At 69.6% G+C, this 18,339-nt stretch carries 16 protein-coding genes; 6 read left to right on the top strand and 10 right to left on the bottom strand.

Annotated elements, in window-relative coordinates:
• Position 1: 1 nt before the first annotated feature.
• Both ACIQE0_RS21255 and ACIQE0_RS21250 read left to right on the top strand, forming a co-directional pair.
• Positions 2-1,639 carry an alpha/beta hydrolase gene (locus ACIQE0_RS21255; RefSeq protein ID WP_402334408.1) on the top strand — a complete coding sequence of 546 codons (1,638 nt, stop codon included), beginning with the start codon at positions 2-4 and terminating at the stop codon, positions 1,637-1,639.
• Positions 1,640-1,710: 71 nt separating this feature from the next.
• Positions 1,711-2,256, top strand: coding sequence for a hypothetical protein (locus ACIQE0_RS21250; protein ID WP_402334405.1), 546 nt, complete (start codon positions 1,711-1,713; stop codon positions 2,254-2,256).
• A 237-nt stretch (positions 2,257-2,493) separates the two neighbouring features.
• Here the strand turns inward: ACIQE0_RS21250 and ACIQE0_RS21245 are convergent, their stop codons facing one another.
• Together ACIQE0_RS21245 and ACIQE0_RS21240 are read right to left on the bottom strand one after the other, a co-directional pair.
• Positions 2,494-3,003 carry a DUF664 domain-containing protein gene (locus ACIQE0_RS21245; RefSeq protein WP_402334402.1) on the bottom strand — a complete coding sequence of 170 codons (510 nt, stop codon included), beginning with the start codon at positions 3,001-3,003 and terminating at the stop codon, positions 2,494-2,496.
• Positions 3,004-3,292: 289 nt separating this feature from the next.
• Complete coding sequence (locus ACIQE0_RS21240; protein ID WP_366333688.1) at positions 3,293-3,793, bottom strand: hypothetical protein; 501 nt, start codon at positions 3,791-3,793, stop codon at positions 3,293-3,295.
• Positions 3,794-4,047: 254 nt separating this feature from the next.
• Between ACIQE0_RS21240 and ACIQE0_RS21235 the strand changes: the two genes are divergently transcribed.
• Positions 4,048-4,605 (top strand): hypothetical protein, encoded by a 558-nt coding sequence (locus ACIQE0_RS21235; RefSeq protein ID WP_402334399.1) that lies wholly within the window; start codon positions 4,048-4,050, stop codon positions 4,603-4,605.
• Positions 4,606-4,701: 96 nt separating this feature from the next.
• Here the strand turns inward: ACIQE0_RS21235 and ACIQE0_RS21230 are convergent, their stop codons facing one another.
• Positions 4,702-5,466, bottom strand: coding sequence for a class I SAM-dependent methyltransferase (locus ACIQE0_RS21230; RefSeq protein WP_402334396.1), 765 nt, complete (start codon positions 5,464-5,466; stop codon positions 4,702-4,704).
• Positions 5,467-5,494: 28 nt separating this feature from the next.
• On the bottom strand, positions 5,495-6,283 hold the full coding sequence (locus ACIQE0_RS21225; protein ID WP_402334393.1) for a serine protease: 789 nt from the start codon (positions 6,281-6,283) through the stop codon (positions 5,495-5,497).
• Between the two features lie 316 nt (positions 6,284-6,599).
• Between ACIQE0_RS21225 and ACIQE0_RS21220 the strand changes: the two genes are divergently transcribed.
• A complete protein-coding gene (locus ACIQE0_RS21220; RefSeq protein WP_402334390.1) occupies positions 6,600-8,561 on the top strand; it encodes an amino acid transporter in 1,962 nt (653 codons plus the stop codon).
• A 27-nt stretch (positions 8,562-8,588) separates the two neighbouring features.
• Here the strand turns inward: ACIQE0_RS21220 and kdpB are convergent, their stop codons facing one another.
• The gene (kdpB, locus tag ACIQE0_RS21215) at positions 8,589-10,814 is read right to left on the bottom strand and encodes a potassium-transporting ATPase subunit KdpB (protein ID WP_402334387.1); all 2,226 of its coding nucleotides are present in this window, start codon (positions 10,812-10,814) and stop codon (positions 8,589-8,591) included.
• Between the two features lie 350 nt (positions 10,815-11,164).
• Between kdpB and ACIQE0_RS21210 the strand changes: the two genes are divergently transcribed.
• Positions 11,165-13,021 (top strand): glycoside hydrolase family 15 protein, encoded by a 1,857-nt coding sequence (locus ACIQE0_RS21210; protein WP_402334738.1) that lies wholly within the window; start codon positions 11,165-11,167, stop codon positions 13,019-13,021.
• Between the two features lie 53 nt (positions 13,022-13,074).
• Here ACIQE0_RS21210 and def read toward each other — a convergent pair whose 3' ends face one another.
• A complete protein-coding gene (def, locus tag ACIQE0_RS21205; protein ID WP_402334384.1) occupies positions 13,075-13,737 on the bottom strand; it encodes a peptide deformylase in 663 nt (220 codons plus the stop codon).
• Positions 13,738-13,849: 112 nt separating this feature from the next.
• On the opposite strand from def, the gene ACIQE0_RS21200 reads away from it, so the two are divergent.
• Entirely contained in the window at positions 13,850-14,428 is a 579-nt protein-coding gene (locus tag ACIQE0_RS21200) for a winged helix-turn-helix domain-containing protein (RefSeq protein WP_402334381.1), read from the top strand.
• Between the two features lie 147 nt (positions 14,429-14,575).
• Here ACIQE0_RS21200 and ACIQE0_RS21195 read toward each other — a convergent pair whose 3' ends face one another.
• From ACIQE0_RS21195 to ACIQE0_RS21180, 4 genes are all read right to left on the bottom strand, one after another.
• The gene (locus ACIQE0_RS21195; RefSeq protein ID WP_402334379.1) at positions 14,576-15,220 is read right to left on the bottom strand and encodes a class I SAM-dependent methyltransferase; all 645 of its coding nucleotides are present in this window, start codon (positions 15,218-15,220) and stop codon (positions 14,576-14,578) included.
• Positions 15,221-15,612: 392 nt separating this feature from the next.
• Entirely contained in the window at positions 15,613-16,338 is a 726-nt protein-coding gene (locus tag ACIQE0_RS21190) for a hypothetical protein (RefSeq protein ID WP_402334376.1), read from the bottom strand.
• Positions 16,339-16,620: 282 nt separating this feature from the next.
• Positions 16,621-17,079, bottom strand: a complete 459-nt coding sequence (locus ACIQE0_RS21185) for an acyl-CoA thioesterase (protein ID WP_402334373.1) — start codon at positions 17,077-17,079, stop codon at positions 16,621-16,623.
• A 208-nt stretch (positions 17,080-17,287) separates the two neighbouring features.
• Positions 17,288-18,256, bottom strand: coding sequence for an alpha/beta fold hydrolase (locus ACIQE0_RS21180; protein WP_402334370.1), 969 nt, complete (start codon positions 18,254-18,256; stop codon positions 17,288-17,290).
• Positions 18,257-18,339: the final 83 nt, after the last annotated feature.

Below are 18,339 nucleotides of genomic sequence, written 5' to 3'. Positions count from 1 at the left end.
GGTGCCCGAGAACTTCAAGGAACTCCTCAAGCAGGACTTCTCCGATTTGGAAGCCGCCGTCAGATCCTGGCGGAAGTTGGCCAAGGCGCTGGAGGAAGCCCAAGCCCGCCACCGACACAAGGTGACCGGACCCCTGCATGCCGGCGAATGGCAGGGGGCGGACGCCGGCAACGCCTTCATACAGATGGAGGCGAGCGAGACCCAACTCGGGACCGCGCAGTCCGATGTCACCTCCATCGCCACCATCTTGGACACCGTTCACACCAAGATGAAGGAAGCGCAGGAGGACTTGCGTCGGTGCGTGCGCACCACGGAACTGGACGGGTACGTCGTCGACGACCAGGGCAACGTTTCGGACGGCAGGCCTTGCCCCACCGGCGGCGCCGACGCGGCTGAGCAGGAAGAGCATCAGCTGCGCGTCGCCAAGCTGGAGGGCTACAAGAACGACATCCAGTTCTCCCTGGACGAGGCCGGCACCGCTGAGTGGGATGGGATGCAGCTCCTTCAGCAGATCGACGCCTTCAACCTCGACAAGGACTACGGGGCATCGAAGGCCAAAGAAGGCGCCCGCAAGGCCGCGGAGTTCGCCCATCTCGATGAGGATGACATCCCTTCGAAGAAGGACCCGAAAGAGAACGCCAAGTGGTGGTCCGGTCTCACCGAGCAGGAGCGGCAGGAATACCTCGATGCCTACCCCGAGAAGATCGGCTGGCTCGACGGCATTCCCAGTGCCGACCGCGACGAGGCGAACCGCAAGGTGGTGGATCTCCAGCTCGCGGAGTACGACATGAAGAAGCAGAGAGGCGAACTGAGCATCCGCGACCAGAAGCCGTACGAGGGCTTGCAGAAGCTGAAGGACGAGCTCGACAAGGGCGACGGTAATGACGCGAGCAAGCGGCTTTACGTGCTGGGGATCGATACCAAGACCTACGACGGGCGGGCCGTGGTGTCACAAGGAAATCCGGACACCGCACGCAACGTCGCCGTGCAAGTTCCGGGCACCGACAACGACTTGACCAACGTTGACGAGCAGATCGAGCGGGTGCGCCGTCTACAGGAGGCAGCCGGCTCCACGAGCAGAGAAAGCACGGCGGTCGTTTCCTGGCTCGGATACGACGCCCCCGAGCTCGACGGCACCATGGCCACGACCGGGCGCGCCGACGCAGCCGCCGGCGACCTGAGGAACTTCACCCACGGCTTGCGCGAGTCGCACAACGGCGAGCGTGCCCACATGACCGTGCTCGGGCACAGCTACGGCTCGACGGTGGTGGGTGACGCGGCATCCCACAGCAACGGCATCGACGCTGACGATGTCGTCGTGGTCGGCAGCCCGGGAATGGCGGTGGGCCGCGCCAAGGAGTTGCAGATGGATCCGGACCATGTCTGGGCCGGCTGGGCGCCGGACGACATCGTCTCCACTGTCGCCTCGAACAAGACCCTTGGCCAGAATCCCGCGGAAAAGGAGTTCGGAGGCAAGGTCTTCGACGTGGACACCTCGGGACACGGCGGCTATTGGGACAAGGGCAGTGAAAGTCTCGCCAACCAGGGGCGCATCATCGCGGGGAAGCGTCCCTCCGATGGGGAGTATCGCGAGCGGCCGCAGTACAACCCTCCCGGGACCACGGGACCGAAGTGGTGACCGACCGGAGCCGGCGATCCGGCCGTATCAGCGTGCTCGTACTCCTCACCTTGCTCGCATCTGGAGGATGCATGACCGACTCCGGTATGAACGATCCGCTGCCCGTCAAGAGCAGAGAAGGGGCGGAAGACGCGGCCCGTGCACTGATCGAGTCACTGGCCAGTCAGTATGGCCTGCAGGTTGACGGCAAAACGGTGCGCAAGGAATTCTTCGAATGCTTCGGTAAGAACCACGAACACGCCAGCGACGGGCGCTTCGACCTGTCCTACTCCATGCGGGCTCACCTTCCGGGGGACGAGCACGGAAAGGCTCTGCGCCCCATGCGCAAGAAGCTCGAAGCCGAGGGGTACAAGATCAGTGGTTACCGTGAGGACCCCTCGCAAGCCCTCATGGACGCCAAGGGCGGAAGTGACAACTTCTTTGTGTCCGTGGAAAGTTACCTGCCACCCACCGACCTCGTGTTCTCCGTGAACACACCCTGCTTCCTGCCTCCCGGTGTAAAGCAGGAACAGGTGTCGGCTCCCGCACCTGAGTCCGTCCCCGTCACGCCGAAGGACCCCCGCCTCGCACTGATGGCGCCCACCGGGCCCGCGCACCCCGATAGCCCTTTCGGATAGACGCCTCTCGGTGAAACGGTCGAGGGTCGGCCTGTGCCCGGAGCCTGTAAGGGGGCAGGCCGACCTGTCCGACGAAGGGGCCGCTGTGGCTCATCCGGCAATCGACGGCACAGCAGATCTCCGGGCCCCGTGCAGCTCACCCGGCCCTGCTCATTGGATGTCGAAGCAGCCCACGAACCGCCCGCCCCACAGCCCCCGCCAGTCATCCGACCGAAGCTCCGCCCCGCTGTCAGCGCCTCACCTCCCCAACAACCCCCGTACGTAGGCAGCCTGGCCCGCGTGCTGGAGGTCGTCGGTGAGGACGCTGATCAGGCGGACGCCCAGGGTGACTGGTGGGGTCCAGGAGGGGTCGACGATCTGGGTGAGGTCCTTTACCGCGAGTGAGCCGAGGAAGTGGACCGTGTTCTCGTGTACGGCGGCGTGGTAGCCCGTCAGGAGTTCGGCGGTCAGGCCGGTTACCTTTCCGACCTCGTTGCGGGAGTGTCCGTAGCCGGTGTCGTGCTCGGGGAAGGGGAGTCCGAACGCTTCGTACCACTCGTCGGCGGTCCAGATCTGTTCGGTGCCGGCCACCCCGGCGATGTGGTCGTCCTGTACCCGGGTGAGGTGCCAGACCAGCCAGGCGATGGAGTTGCCGTGCCCGTCGGGGCGGCTGTCCAGCTCCTTGGGGTCGAGGCCGTCGACCGCCTCCTCGACGGCCTCGCGGATCCGGCCGAAGGCGTCGACGAGCAGTTCGGTGCTGGCGGACATGGCGGCTCCGTACGGTGGGGGAAGGGGGGAGGGGCTGAGGTCGGCCCATCGTCGCAAGCCGGGGTGGGGGCCGGTGCGCGGCGCACCCGGGGCGGCGGGCCGCTCCGCCGCATGGCGCAAGCGCGTCGGTCCCGGCCGGGAGCGGGTACCCGGCCCGCAGGTCATGCCGCGCGGGCGGGTGGTGCGCGGCCCGCGGGCGTGCCACGCGGTGTGCGGGCGCGTGGTGTGCGGGCGGGTGGTGCCGTACGGGCGGGGGGCGCGCGGGTTGGTGGTGCGCGTGGGCGGTGCGTCAGGAGCGTGCGGACCGTGCGGAGCGTACGGCGAGGGTGTCGAGGAGGGCCTGGACGGGGCGCAGGGCGCGGTCGCCGGCGCCGACGATGCCGAGGATGCGGGGCAGCGGTTCGACCACGCGGACCAGGCGGCCGGCCCGGAGGTACGGATTGGGGTCGCGCAGTGCGACCTCCAGTGCGGGCCGGGTCCAGTACGTCCGGGCCAGGCCCAGCGCCCAGTGGTGCTCGTCCTCGTAGGGCAGCCAGCGGCCGGCGGTGTAGGCGTCCGCGAGGTCGTGGGCCTGACGGGACATCGCCTGCCAGCTGATGTCCTCCTCGATCAGCTCGCGGCGCCGGCGGCCCGGGCGGTCCTCGCTGCACGGTGCGCACAGCCGCACCTGCCGCTGCGGGGCGATCGGGGGCCGTACCGCCACGGTGGGTGCGTCGGCGGTGGGGCGTCGGTAATGGCACAGGTCGCAGGTGGCCGCGCCGGTGGTCGCGGGGTCCGGATAGGAGATCACGAAGGGCTCAACGACGCAGACGTGACCGGGTGGCGTGGCTCAGGGGTGACGGACTCCGGCAACGGCGAGGCGTTGAGGTACGGCATGCGAACAACCCTACCCGGCACAGGAGTTGGCCAACGCTTGACCATGCGGTGGTCACGATTGGGCATGTACACACCTTGTTCATCCGGGGGCGCTACCCGCATAGAGTGCTCGGTGGTGCCATGGCGTCACCCGCTCGGCATCAGCCGGGCCCACATCCCGGAGCCTCCATGCGATCGACACGTCGATGCGCCTCCGCGGCCACCGCGCTCGCCCTCGCCTCGGCCGGCCTCTTCCTGACCACCGGCAGCGCCCACGCCACCGGCAGCGCCCACGCCGTCGGCAGCGCCTACGCCGCCACCTGCTCGCAGTCCCGCCTCCCCCTCCCCGACCCGGTGTGCACCCCCGGCGCCGCCAACCCCGACGTCACCCAGTCCACCATCGACTCGACCATCTGCGTCCCCGGCTGGACCACGACCGTGCGCCCGCCGGTCTCCTACACCAATCCGCTGAAGATCCAGCAGATCGGTGAGTACGGCTACAGCGACACCGACACCGCCGACTACGAGGAGGACCACCTCATCCCCCTCGAACTCGGCGGCGCTCCCCGCGACCCCAAGAACCTCTGGCCCGAGCCTCGTTACGGCGACGAGACGGCCGCCAGCAAGGACAGCGTCGAGAACAAGCTGAAGACCGCCGTGTGCAACGGCAGCGTGCAACTCGACGACGCCCGCGACGCCATCGCCACCGACTGGACCACCGCACTATCCAGCCTGGGCCTCAGCTGACCGTCGGACGTCGGCGGCAGCTGCTACGGAAGCGGGATGTCTTCCGTCCGCAGACCTGGGGCGGCGGGCCACCTCGGCGGCCCGCCGCCCCCTCGCTCAGGCAGTGGGGGAGCCCGGCCGCGTCGCCACCACCAGACGGCACCGCGGACTGCCGTCCGCGCGCCGCCCCAGCTCCGGCAGCGCCCGCAACTCCACCGCGAACCCGGCCCGCTCCAACTCGGCGCGTACCTCGGTCAGTCGGAAGCCCCGGTAATACATCACGAACCGCGGATGCCACAGCGCGTTGCGCACCCGCATCGCGGCGTCGAAACCCAGCAGCGCCCAGTACAGCGGCGATCCGGGACGCGCCGGTGCCAGAACCGGGAACACGAACCGCCCACCGGGCCGCAGTACCGCAGCCACCTGACCGAACAACCCCGGACGCTCCCGCGGTAGGAAGTGTCCGAACGCCCCGAAGCTCACCACGACATCGAAGACCGGACCGAACGGCAGTGCTCGGGCATCCGCCCGAACCCACTCCCACCGCGGTCCGGCATCACCGGTCCCTCGGCTGTCTGCCGTCCCCTGCGCACGGGCCCGCGCCACCGCCAGCATCCCGGCACTGACGTCCACCCCGGTCACCCGCTCTCGGCAGACCTGCCCCAGCACCTCCATCCCCGCGCCGGTACCGCAGCACAGATCCAGGCCGTCGGCGAACGGTCCGAGGTCCCGCAACTCCCGCAGCACCGGCCCCAGCACCGCATCCGGCGTCCGGAACGGCGTGCGGTCGAACTTCGGCGCCAGCAGGTCGTAGCCCCGCTCCACCGACGACAGTGCCTGTACGGCGAGCTCACGCAACGTAGGACCTTCGGGTGCGAACATCGCGTCAGGATAAGGGCGTCGACGTGATCTAGGACCCCGCGATGTACGCGTGGATCGCGGGATCGCTGACCTTCGTGTACACCCCCGGGTGCCCCGCCGCGGCGCAGCCCGTTCCCCATGACGCGATCCCGGTCAGACGTCCGTTCACGACCAGCGGGCCCCCGCTGTCGCCCTGGCATGCGTCCTTGCGGCCCGCCTCGTAGCCGTAGCAGGTCATCCGCGGAGTGATGGCGGACGGTCCGTACGCCTTCTTGCAGTACGTGTCACTGAGCTTGGGCACCTCGACCCGTCGCAGATGCTCCGGGAGCGCGCCGCCGTCCCGCGTCGCGCCCCAGCCGGTGACGGTGGCCGGTGTGCCCGCGGCCGGCTCCTTGCCCGGCGCCGCCAGGGGGACCGCCCGCACCCCGTCCCCGAACTCCAGTGGCGAGGCCAGCACCAGCACCGCCACGTCGTAGTCGATCGTGGTGGCGTTGTACTTCGGATGCCGGAGCACCCGTGCCACCTGCACGACCTGCCCGCCCGACTCCCGGGCGCTGCTCCCCGCGCGGACGCTCAGGGCGGTCGCCGGTGCCCCCGCGATGCAGTGGGCCGCCGTCACCACCGCGTCGGCACGGAGGATCGAACCGCCGCAGACATGCGCCCCGTGGCTGCGCAGTGAGACCTGCCACGGTGCCTCCCGCACATCGGCGTCCGTACCGCCCACGATGCGGGTCTCCGGTGCCGTCCTGCTCGCTGTCGCGGTCGCGGGCTCCACCGCGACCAGCAGTGCGCCCAACGCCGCGGCCGCCGCCCCACCCCGCAGCCATGACCGTGCCATTCCGCCTCCCGAATCCGGATCGGCCAGGACCCCTCCTCGTCCGGCGATCCTTCAGGTACCACCCGGCGGACCGGGGTGAAGAGCCCGTGCATTCCACCGAATTGGTGGTCTTCGGTGCGGTGGTGTTTGAACGCTCCCGGGTGTTCCACCGGGAGCGCTGCCCGGCGTTCGCGGGCCTCGGCCGACGTGGCGGCACCCTTCGAGACACGACTCCCACCGCTCTGCGAACACCACGGCGAAGAGCGCGGATGTGCGTACGCTGAGCCCGCCGCCGTAACGATGGCCGGATCCTTTCGGTGTACGACAGGAGCACACGATGGCCGCCTCCGCCCCTGCCGGTGCTGCCAGGACCACCGTGCGGCACCGCCTCCGTGCCTGGATGCTCCAGGGGCTCGCCGACATGGGTGCGCCGGAGCAGCGCACCACCCCTCAAACCGTCCACCGCGGGCAACGCTGGTGGCGTGTGATGTGCCTGACGGGCGTCGACTACTTCTCCACCCTCGGCTACCAGCCGGGCATCGCCGCCCTCGCCGCCGGTCTTCTCTCGCCCATCGCCACGCTCGTCCTCGTCGCGGTCACCCTCGCCGGTGCACTCCCCGTCTACCGCCGTGTCGCCACCGAGAGTCCCCACGGCCAGGGCTCCATCGCCATGCTCGAACGCCTGCTGTCCTTCTGGAAGGGCAAGCTGTTCGTCCTCACCCTGCTGGGCTTCGCGGCCACCGACTTCCTGATCACCATCACCCTCTCCGCCGCCGACGCCGCCACCCACCTCGTGGAGAACCCCCACGTCCACAGCGTGCTCCAGGGCCGTCAGATGGTCATCACGCTGGTTCTCATCGCGCTGCTCGGTGCGGTCTTCCTCAAAGGGTTCCTGGAAGCGATCGGTGTGGCGCTCGTCCTCGTCGGCATCTACCTCGCGCTCAACGCGGTCGTCGCGCTCGTCGGCGTCTGGCATGTCGTCACCGCCGAGCATGTCGTCACCGACTGGTCCAGTGCGTTGACGACCCAGCACGGGAGCATCGCGGGCATGATCGCGGTGGCCCTCCTGGTCTTCCCGAAACTGGCCCTCGGCCTCTCCGGGTTCGAAACCGGCGTCGCGGTCATGCCACACATCGAGGGCGACCCCGACGACACCGAGGCACATCCCACCGGCCGGATCCGGGGCGCGAAGAAGCTGCTGACCACCGCCGCCGTCATCATGAGCATCTTCCTCATCATCACCAGCTTCGTCACCACCCTCCTCATCCCGGCCGCGGCCTTCCGGCCCGGCGGAGCGGCCAACGGCCGCGCCCTGGCCTATCTGGCGCACCAGTACCTCGGCTCCGCCTTCGGCACCGTCTACGACGTCTCCACCATCGCCATCCTCTGGTTCGCCGGTGCCTCCGCCATGGCCGGGCTGCTCAACCTGATGCCGCAGTACCTGCCGCGCTACGGCATGGCGCCGCACTGGGCCCGTGCCGTCCGCCCCATGGTGCTGGTCTTCACGGCGGTCGCGTTCCTCGTCACCTGGATCTTCAACGCCGATGTCGACGCGCAGGGCGGCGCCTACGCCACCGGCGTCCTGGTCCTCATCAGTTCCGCCTCGATCGCCGTCACCATCGCCTCGCACCGGGCCGGGCAGCACCGCTGGACCGTCGGATTCGCGGTGATCTCGGTGGTGTTCCTCTACACCACCGTCACCAATGTCATCGAGCGGCCCGACGGGGTGAAGATCGGCGCCTGTTTCATCACCGGCATCATCCTGCTCTCCTTCACCTCGCGCCTTGCCCGTGCCTTCGAGCTCCGCGTCACCGATGTCTTCCTCGACACCACCGCCGAACGCTTCGTCCGCGACATCGCCCAACGCCGTATCCGTTTCATCGCCAACGAACCGCACCGCGGCGACCTCGCCGAATACCGCGACAAGGCCCATCAGGTCCGCGCCGACAACGACATCCCGGCCGAGGACGACCTGGTGTTCGTCGAGGTGACCATCCGCGACCCCTCGGAGTTCGAATGCGAACTCCATGTCCACGGCCACGTCGTGCACGACCGCTACCGCGTCCTCAGCCTGGAGAGCGCCGCGGTCTCCAACTCCCTTGCCGCGCTTCTGCTCCATGTACGCGACACCACCGGGCAACGTCCGCACATCTACTTCGAATGGACCGAGGGCAATCCGTTCGCCCAGTTCCTCCGTTACTTCCTCTTCGGTCAGGGTGAAGTCGCCCCGGTCACCCGGGAAGTGCTGCGCGAGGCCGAACCGGACCGCAGCCGACGCCCCCGCGTCCACGTCGGCTGACCGCCGGCCCTTCCGGCGACCGGTCCGTCAGCCCAGCCCCGGAATCCCCGAGATCACCAGGTCGATCAGCTTGATCCCGAGGAACGGTGCCACCAGGCCGCCCAGGCCGAAGAACGCCAGGTTCCGGCGCAACAGGTCGTGTGCGGAGGCCGGCCGGTACCGCACTCCGCGCAGTGCCAGCGGAATCAGCGCGACGATCACCAGCGCGTTGAAGATGATCGCCGAGGCGATCGCCGATGTCGGGCTGTGCAGCTGCATCACGTTCAGCGCGCCCAGTCCCGGATACACCCCTGCGAACATCGCCGGAATGATCGCGAAGTACTTCGCCACGTCATTCGTGATCGAGAAGGTCGTCAACGCCCCACGGGTGATGAGCAGTTGCTTGCCGACCTCGACGATCTCGATCAGCTTGGTGGGATTGGAGTCGAGATCGACCATGTTCCCGGCCTCCCGGGCGGCGGATGTGCCGGTGCTCATCGCCACTCCGACGTCCGCCTGTGCCAGCGCGGGCGCGTCGTTGGTCCCGTCGCCGGTCATCGCCACCAGCCGCCCGCCCGTCTGCTCCCGGACGATCAGCGCCAGCTTGTCCTCCGGGGTGGCCTCCGCCAGGTAGTCGTCCACCCCGGCCTCCTGGGCTATCGCCCGGGCGGTGAGCGGGTTGTCGCCCGTGACCATCACTGTCCGGATGCCCATCTGACGCAGTTCGGCGAACCGTTCCCGAATCCCCTCCTTGACCACGTCCTTCAGATGCACCACGCCCAACAGCCGCGGCCCCTGCCGGTCCTCCATCGCCACCAGCAGCGGCGTGCCGCCGGCCGCGCTGATCGCGTCGCTGAACAGCCGTGCCTCCGCGGGCACTTCGCCGCCCAGCTGCGTCATCCACTCGATGATCTGCGCGGCCGCGCCCTTGCGGATCACCACCTCACCCGGATATCCGGACCGGCCGCCCGGCCCGGTCCCCTGCGCGTCCGGCGGCTCCGAACCGTCCGCCCACCGCAGATCCACCCCGCTCATCCGCGTCCGCGCGCTGAACGCCACATACCGCACGAACGCCAGCTCCTCCTCCGCCGGCGCCTCCAACCCGTATTTCTCCCGGGCCAGCGCCACCACCGAACGCCCCTCCGGCGTGCCGTCCGCCAGCGACGACAGCTGCGCGGCATCCGCGAGCGCCAGCTCGTCGCGCCCCGGCATCGGCACGAACGCCACCGCCTCCCGGTGACCGAGTGTGATCGTCCCCGTCTTGTCGAGCAACAGGGTGTTGATGTCGCCCGCGGCCTCCACCGCGCGGCCGGACATGGCCACCACGTTCCGCTGGACCAGTCGGTCCATCCCCGCGATGCCGATCGCCGACAGCAGCGCGCCGATCGTCGTCGGGATCAACGTCACCAGCAGCGCCACCAGCACCGCCGTCTGCTGGGCCGCCCCCGCATACGAGGCCATCGGCTGGAGCGTCACCACCACCAGGATGAACACGATGGTGAGCGCGGCCAGCAGGATGTGCAGTGCGATCTCGTTCGGTGTCCGCTGTCGCGCGGCGCCCTCCACCAGGGCGATCATCCGGTCCAGGAACGAGTGCCCGGAGCGCGAGGTCACCCGCACCACGATCCGGTCCGAGAGCACCGTGGTGCCGCCGGTCACTCCGGAGCGGTCGCCGCCGGCCTCACGCAGCACCGGCGCCGACTCGCCCGTCACCGCCGACTCGTCGACGCTGGCCACGCCCTCGACCACCTCGCCGTCCGCCGGCACCGGCTCGCCCGCCGCGACCAGTACGAAGTCGAACGGCCGCAGATCGGACGCCGGCACCAGCTCGGTGACCGCACTGTCGAGGTGCACGCCCACCCGCCAGTTGTCCCGCAGCCGCCGTGCCATGAGATCCGTCCGGGCCCGGCGCAGCGAGGCCGCCTGGGCCCGGCCCCGCCCCTCGGCGACCGCCTCCGCGAGCTGCGCGAACAGCACCGTCAGCCACAGCCACCCACTGATCACCCAGCTGAACACCGACGGATAGAGCACCGCGGACAACGTCGTCAGCAGCGAACCGCAGGCGACGACGAACAGCACCGGATTGCGGGCCAGCGACCGCGGATGCAGTTTGCGCAGGGCCTCCGGCAGGGCCGTCAGCAGCACCCGCGGATCGAACAACCCGGCCGAGGCCCGGTGCCGTCGGCGGTGGCCACCGGACCCGGCGGCACCATGGACGGGGACGCCCTCTCTGCCGTGCTCCGGGAGGGGGACGCGGGACGGGGCAACAGGCATCGCAGGCTTCCTGGAGCAGTGGACACGGGGGAGGGGCCAGGGAGACGTCCGTCCCGGAACTCCAGGCACACAGGGCCCGGGCACGCAGGTACAGGGGCGTTGACATGGGGGCATGAGACCGCCGCCGACCTGCGCGTCCGCCGTCCACGGCCGTCTCCCGGCCGGCACCGAATCTAGGCCCTCGTCCCCTCGCGCGGCCCCGGCCGCCGACGGAATTTGCGCCTCTCTTACGGCCTGGCCAGGGCTTCCCCGTGCACGCCGATCGCGGACGGGCGACGGTGGGCCGCCCGGAGGTAGCCTGAATCCACTGCTCCTGCTCGTTCCCCCAGCGCAGGGGAGGTCCGATGACGATGCAACCGGGGCTCCAGACGGCGCCCGCCGTGAGCCTTCGCCCCAGCAGGGCCGACGCCCCCCGCTACGTCCCGATCGCCGAACACGGTCTGATCGGCGACATGCGCACCGCCGCCCTCGTCGGCACCAACGGCACCATCGACTGGTACTGCTGCGCCCGTTTCGACGCCCCCAGCGTCTTCGCCGCCATCCTGGACGCCGACCGCGGCGGGGCCTTCGAACTCGCCCCCGACGTGCCGGCCCGCACCAAGCAGTTCTACTTCCCGGACACCAACATCCTCATCACCCGTTTCTTCGCGGACAACGGCGTCGGCGAGGTCCAGGACTTCATGCCCATCGTCGGTGACTCCCGCGAAGCGGACCGGCACCGGCTGATCCGGCGCGTGCTCTGCGTCCGCGGTTCCCTCCCGTTCCACGTGCGCGTGGCACCCCGCTTCGACTACGGCCGGCAGACGCACACCGTCACCAGCCACGACCAGGGTCTGACCGTCTTCGACTCACCGGAACTCTCCCTCGCGCTCACCTCCAGCGTGCCCGTCGACCTCGACGGACCGGACGTGCACGCCTCCTTCACCCTCGCCGAGGGCGAGGCCGCCGTCTTCGCGCTGGACCGGGTCGGGCAGGGCCTCGAACCGCGGTTCTGCGCCGTCCGGGAGGCCGAGCAGCTCTTCGAGGCCACCGTGCGCTACTGGCGCCGCTGGCTCTCGCACTCCCGTTACCGCGGGCGTTGGCGGGAGATGGTGCACCGCTCCGCGCTCACCCTCAAACTGCTCACCTACGCGCCGACCGGCGCCATCGTCGCCGCGCCCACCACCAGCCTGCCCGAGCAGATCGGCGGCGAGCGCAATTGGGACTACCGCTATGCCTGGGTCCGGGACGCCGCCTTCTGCATCTACGCGCTGCTCCGCCTCGGCTTCACCGACGAAGCGGAGTCCTTCGTGCACTTCCTCTCCTCGAAGGTCTGCATGAAGGGGTGCGCCCACGGCCCGCTCCAGATCATGTACGGCATCGACGGCCGCAGCGAACTTCCCGAAGAGGAACTCTCGCATCTGGAAGGCCACTTGGGGTCGGCCCCGGTCCGCATCGGCAACAACGCCGTCAACCAGCTCCAACTCGACATCTACGGCGCCCTCATCGACTCCCTCTACCTCTACGACAAATGGGGTCAGCCGCTCTCCAGTGACTACTGGGACACCATCTGCGGTCTGGTGGACTGGGTGTGCGGCAACTGGGACCAGCCGGACGAAGGCATCTGGGAGACTCGCGGCAAGATCCAGAACTTCCTCTACTCGCAGCTGATGTGCTGGGTCGCCATCGAACGGGCGATGCGCATCGCCCGCCACCGCGGCCTGCCCGCCGACATGCCCCGCTGGTCGCAGGCGCGCGATGCGATCTACCGGCGGATCATGCAGCGCGGCTGGTCCAGCGAACGCCAGGCGTTCGTCCAACACGAAGGCGCCGACGTCCTGGACGCCGCCGTCCTGATGATGCCGCTCGCCAAGTTCATCTCGCCGACCGACCCGAAGTGGCTCTCCACTCTGGACGCGCTCGGCGGAGAACTCGTCTCCGACTCCCTGGTCTATCGCTACGACCCCAAGCACAGCCCCGACGGACTGCGCGGCGAGGAAGGCACCTTCTCCATCTGCTCGTTCTGGTACGTCGAGGCGCTCTCCCGCGCCGGCCGGGTGGACGAGGCCCGGCTCGCCTTCGAGAAGATGCTCACCTACGCCAACCACGTCGGCCTCTACGCCGAGGAGATCGGCCACACCGGCGAACAGATCGGCAACTTCCCCCAGGCATTCACCCACCTCGCCCTGATCAGCGCCGCGTTCAACCTGGACCGGGCTTTGGGGTGAGGCGGGGCTGTACATGACTCCTGCGGATGCCGCCCCTGGGGGAACGCAGGGTCTCAGTGCCCCAAACCGGCTGCCTTGACCGCGCGTTGGGCGAAGACATCCTCCCGGCGGTCTGCCATCTGCCGCAGTGCCTCCTTGCGGTCCCGCTTGGCGAGCCGATCGAGATACGTGTGGCCCATGAGGTGATCGGTCTCGTGCTGCAGACACCGGGCGAAGTACCCCTGCCCCTCGATGACAAGGGGGTTGCCGTCCTTGTCGAATCCACGGGCGACAGCGTGGTCGGTGCGGGGTACCGCCATGGCGGCACCGGGGACGGACAGGCAGCCCTCGACGTCGTCGACCAGGCGCCGACTGCCTGGTTCGGGCAGGTCCAGAACCGGGTTGATGAGGTGACCGACATGCCGGATCCCCTGGTCGTCCGGGCAGTCGTACACGAACAACCGCAGGTCGACGCCCACTTGGTTGGCGGCCAGGCCGGCACCGTCGGCCACCTGCATGGTCAGGAACATGTCGTCGATCAACGCCGACAATTCCGGAGTCCCGAACTCGGTCACCTCCCGGCACGGACGGCTCAGCACCTCCTCACCCACCACCGTGACCCTGCGGACCGAGCCCCTTTCCGCCTCCGTCGGCAGAGCCGGATAGGTGTCCACGGGGCGGCCTTGCACCCGGACTCGCCGGCCGACGGGACGGGATCGCTCGTGACGAACAGACATGGCTGACTCCCTCTTGCGCACGCCGCAGAGGCCGCGGAGGCCACCGCAGCTGATGACTTCGGCAAGGACGTCCTGCTTGCCAAGGGCTTTGCAAAGTAGCAGACTTTGCAAAGTGACTGAAGATGACGTCAACTCCCAGGACGAACAGGCAGCCGGCACCGGAGAAGCGCTGCGCGAGCACGAAGTCCGCACGGCCTTGCTGGATCTGCTCGCCGAAGTCGGTACCGTCACGGCGACCGAGGCCGCCTCCCGGCTGGGCTACAGCTCCGGCCTCTGCTCGTTCCACCTACGGCAGCTCGCACGTCACGGATACATCGAAGAGGCCCCCCACAACGGGGGCCGCGCGCGTCCCTGGCGTCTGACGCAGTGCACCCCTGGGGCCGACAGGTCTATGGAGACGCAGTTCGGCGAACTGGCCCGCGGGTTGGAGGACGAGAGTTGGCAGCGGTGGCTGGCCCGGCGGGATGCCGCGCCGTCCGCATGGCGCCACGACGAGGCGTTCAGCGCCGTCGCCTATCTGACACCTGAGGAGATGAGTCGGGTCGCGAACGTCATCCGACAGGCGCTCAAGCCCTACCAGGACCGCGAACAACGCCCCCTGGCCCGGCCCGATGACGCTCGACCGGTGGCTCTCATCACCCGGCTGTTCCCCCTGCTTCCGCACCCAGCAGACGGTGTGGACCAGGGCTGAGGGATCGTCGGCGCTTTCCTGCCCGGCTTGAGGAGCGGGTTGCCCCTCGGAGGCATTCCCAGGGGCACCCCGCCGCCCACCGACCACCCCGCGCCCCCGCCTCCCTCATCACGGGCGGGGAACCCCCGTGGCCATGGCGGCCGTTGGTCAGCCGTCACCGGTCGGGCGTGCGGTCCCGATGATCGAGGGGGATGCCGGAGTCGGTCGTCCGCCGGGGCAGAAGTCGAACCGCCGCACGGTCTCGATCGTGAAGCCCGCCGTCCGGAGGGCGGCTTCCGTGTCCCGAGTGACGTTGCATCCTCCTCCCAACAGTCGCCACAGCGGGTTGAGTATCCGCTGTCGCCGGTAGGCGTGCGGCTCCTGTGCCCGGACGTGTTCGTAGAAGCGCAGTTCGCCGGTCGGCTTCAGGACCCGTCGCGCCTCGGCGAGCGCGGCGGGGACGTCCGCGATGGTGCACAGCACGAGTGAGGCGACCGCCACGTCCACGCTCGCGTCGTCGAGCGGCAGCCGCTCCGCACGGCCCGGCCGCACGTCTACCGGTACCCGTGCCGTCGATGCCGCCCGCACGGCGAGGCTCCGCAGCCTGGGCTCGGGCTCCACCGCGATCACCTGCTCCACCTCCGTCGGATAGTGCCGGAAGTTCGTCCCGATCCCCGCGCCGATCTCCACCACGCTGCCCCGGGCGCCCGCGAGCAGTTCCCGGCGGTGTTCGCGCGAACCATGGGCGTCCGCATAGGCGCTGATGCGTGGGTAGAGCCGTGCGAAGAGTGGGTGTGACACCTTTTCCGACATACTGCGCTCCCCGTGGTGTGTGGTGGGTGTGCGAGGGAAGCCCCCGCTTCCTGTCGCTGTCTCTCCTCCCCAACAATCGTTGGACGTCCGCCGTCACGCACCGCGGCGAGCGCTTGTCTCCTCACCTGCGTGTGAGCCCGCCTCCGGGCCCCTCTCTGAGCCCGCCTTTGAGCCCACTCCTGAGACCGTCCTGATGCCTGTGGTGGTGTCTGTCGCCGCGGCCTTCTCTCTGTCGCGTCCGGATCGGGTGCCGGTGTAAGGACATTGCATCAGTCGGCGGCGGTGTCGGGCATCGGAGCGTGGGGGGAACGTCGGGCTCCACCCACGGGTTGAGAGGCGAAGGGGCGTCAACTCACCGTATGCGTAGGCCGGTACGCGGGGTCGGGGTCTTGTCAGGCGTCTCCGGGCAGGAGGTGCTCGTTGATCTTGTGGAAGGTCCAGGAGCCCTTGCTCTGGGTGAAGACCCACACCAGGTCGAAGCGGTCGGGCCACTTGTGGGGGACATCGGTGTCGGAGGCGCCGAGCGCGGAGACGATGTCGGGTATGCGGCTGTGCTGCCAGCAGATCAGCACGGGCCCGGTGGCGGCGAGGGCGGCCTTCGCGAGGGCGTCCTCCTCGGTCTCCGCGTGGTCGGTGTTGACCTTGAGACCCATGTGCTGGGCGAGCGGGGTGACGGTCTGCCGCATCCGGTGGGCGCCGGCGTTCGGGCCCTGGTCGGTGGCGGCGTAGATCGTCCGCGGACGCTCGATGCCGGCCGGGAGCGGCGTCCCCGCCGGCGGGTCGAAGAGCTTGGGCAGCGCGTTGGCCCGGTCCCAGCCCCGCTTCGTGAGCGACTTGTGGTCCTCGTGGCCGTGCTCATCGATGCCCGGGTGATGCTTGTCCGGCTTTTCGCCGTGACGGATGATCATGATGACGGGGGACTTCCCGGATGCGGCGTTCCGGAAGTCGTGCGAACTGAGGGCGGCGGCAGCTCCGTTGCGTCCGCCGCAGGCCGCGAGTACCGCCGGGGCCGCCGCGGCCAGTCCGGTCAGTAACCACCTACGGCTTGGTGCCGGGCGGTCGGGTTCGGCAGCGGGCCGGGTGGGGGAGGCGTCGGCGGACGTCCGGTGGTGCGGCATGGGCGCAGTCTCCTTCGTGCAACGGAAGGGCGGGGGTGGTGCTGCGGCAGTAGAGCACGCTTCCCTGAGGATGCCCGTCCGGTGGTGGCGCCGAGGTGCATACGGTGGGGAGGGGAAGTGGAGGGGTGGCGAAGCCGGGCGCCAGGGTGGCGGTCGGCCCGTTCCACCACGCGGTAGTGAGCCAACTCCGTTAAGAATCAACTACGTTGCTGACGGCGCCCGGATCTCCCGCTTTCCGTTTCGCGCGGCACAGCCCGGCACAGCCCGGCGCGGCACAGTCCTTCAGGTGCTCAGGCCCGTCGCCGGCCAGTCCTGGAGTGCGGTGCGGAGGTCGTCGGGGAGCGGGACCGACCGGTGGGAGTCGAGGGAGGCGCACACCAGGATGGCCTTGATGCGCACCCGGACATCCGAGGGGTCCGGGCCCGTGCCGACCAGCAGGAGGTGGCACGAGCTCTCGCCGGTCCGTTGCACGGACAACGTGAAGCGCAGGGTGTCGCCCAGTGTGCTCGGCGCGAGGAAGTCACATTCCACGCGGGCGGTCGGCATGCCGATGCGCCGCTCCAGGAGGAGTTCGGGGTAGTCGACGGTCAGGCCGGCCTCGAACCACTCCTGGACGATCTCGTTCATGAAGACCAGGTACTGCGCGAAGAAGACGACGCCCGCGGGGTCGCAGTGGTGGAGGTAGACCTTCTTCTCGCGGATGAACTGCCGTGGGGCACCGTCGGCCGGCGTGCGCTGCACGATCCTCGTCCACCTCTCCCGTTCGCCCGTCGGCCGTCCGACGGGGTTGGCCCCGCCCCCAACGTCGGTGCTCCCGTAGGCGCTGTCAAACGGGGCTGCTGCGTCCGGTTCATGCGCGTCTCCACCCGCTCTCCCCTCAGGGCGAGTTGTGGCCGTTTTGGGCGGGCGGCAGGTGGTGGTCGAGGCGTCGGGCGGTGCCTGGTTCGGGTCAGTGGTCGGCGAGTTGGCGCATGTGGTGGGCGATGTCGTGCCATGCGCGTTCCGGCAGTTCGTGGCCGACCCCGGGGAGCGGGACGAAGCGGGCGCCCGGGATGCGGGCGGCGGTCGCGCGGCCCGCCGACGGCTTGATGAGGGGGTCGTCCAGGCCGTGCAGGACGAGGGTCGGTGCGGTGATGCGGTCGATGGTCGGGCCGCGCCATTGGGCGCCGATCTGGCGGCTCTGGCTGCGGGCGTCGACGATGCCGGGGTCGGGGGCGTCGGCGAGTTGGGCACGGACGGCCTGCTCGTCGAAGGGGTGGGCGGGGGAGCAGAGGAGGCGGGCGAGCGCCACACCGGCGTCGATATGGCCCTCGCGGGTGCTCGGGTACCTCATGCGGGAGAGCCTGGCGAGGGTGCGGAGTCGGACGTGGCGCAGGGTGGCCGGGCCGGCGAGGTCCCCGGGGACGGCCGATGCGGTGGTCAGGGTGCGGACGCGCCGGGGGTGGCGCAGTGCGATGCGCTGGGCGACCGCGCCGCCGAGCGACTGGCCGTAGAGGTGCGCGGAGTCCCAGCCCAGTGCGTCCATCACGGCGATGGCGTCGTCGGCCATGTCCTCGGCGGTGTAGGCGTCGCCGCGTCTGCGGAGGAGGGAGGAGATGGGGTTGGTGGTGGCGGTGGGGGGCAGGTGGGTGGACTCGCCTCCGTCCCGCTGGTCGTAGCGGGCGACCGCGAAGCCCTGGGCGGCCAGGAGCCGGGCCAGCCCGGTGGGGAACCACCGCCGGGAGGCGCCCAGTCCGGTCACCAGCAGCAGGGGTTCTCCTTCGGGGTGGCCGGGTGGCAGTCCTTCGGGCGTCAACTCGTCGTAGGCGAGCTGGACTTCCCCGTTGGTGGCCCATCGGGTCGGGCCCCATCCCGTCGAGGGGGCCTCTTCGTGTGGCGGGTGCTGCTCCGTCTGCGGTGGGGTGTCCGGTCCGGTCATTGCGGTTCCTTCGTCTCGGTGCCGCTGCGGTCAAAATACTGCGAACGGTGTTCGCGGTTACGTGGTTATGCTTATCACCGAGG

Source organism: Streptomyces sp. NPDC093097 (assembly GCF_044754325.1).
In the GTDB taxonomy this organism is placed as follows: Bacteria; Actinomycetota; Actinomycetes; order Streptomycetales; family Streptomycetaceae; genus Streptomyces.
Note: the sequence above shows the minus strand (reverse complement) of the source record. Positions and strands in the feature narration are given on the sequence as shown.